This window comes from Candidatus Symbiothrix dinenymphae (assembly GCF_001431085.1).
This window is the reverse complement of the sequence record NZ_BBRU01000154.1, coordinates 1-756: the sequence shown is the minus strand read 5'-3', so window position 1 is coordinate 756 and position 756 is coordinate 1. Positions and strand designations below refer to the sequence as shown.

The 756-nt window shown below is 49.6% G+C and carries 1 protein-coding gene; it reads right to left on the bottom strand.

What is annotated here, in order from left to right; translation table 11 throughout:
- Positions 1–756 (bottom strand): T9SS outer membrane translocon Sov/SprA (gene sov / locus ASC50_RS02335; protein ID WP_082592038.1); only part of this gene is annotated, 756 nt, incomplete at both ends.

The window sequence follows — 756 nt, the reverse complement described above, 5'->3', positions numbered from 1 at the left end:
CGTTGTAGCGGATATTTTTGTTGGGATAAAGCTCCTCCTCCCTAATTTCGCGCACATAATGATTGGACAACTGTTCGGCATCGTTTTTGATATGAGTTGGGGTCAACGATGATTTGCGCGTAAACAAGCCGTCAATGGTGTACCAAGCCAACAGTGCGCGATTTTTGCCGTAGTTAATATTGTTTGCAAATTTTGCTTCGGTGAACAGCGAAGGCGTGGACGACAAAAACCACGGGTGCGGCGACCGCAAGTCAATCGTGCGCCGAGCCGCCTCAAAATCATCAATATACGAATAATCGCCGCCATATTCATTTTTGTAATGCCCCGCAATCAACTGCGCATACTCCGCCTTGATGGAAAATTGCGAAGGTGCCGTGAGGTCGAGCAACGGCAATTTATCCACCAGATTGGTCAGCCACTGCGACTGCGTAGTGTAATTGGTGTTGAAGCCAAACAGCGTGTTGTCGATGGACTCCTGTCCGGGAGCGGTCTTCATCTCGGTGGGCATCTCGCTCAAATTCATCAGGGTAGCCCCCACATTGAAATTGGGTGTGAAGGCATAATTCAGGTTGATGCCCATCATCGTTTTGCGCTGCATACTGAAGCCCATCTGGTCTTCAAACGATGTTTGGATGTTCGCATTTTCGTACAGCGGATTGAGGATGTTGATGTCGCCGGTGGCATAGTTGATGCTGTAATCGACGTTTTCTTGCAGGCGCGTACCGTTCGCCATCACCGTTACAGAGCCTCTGGGGA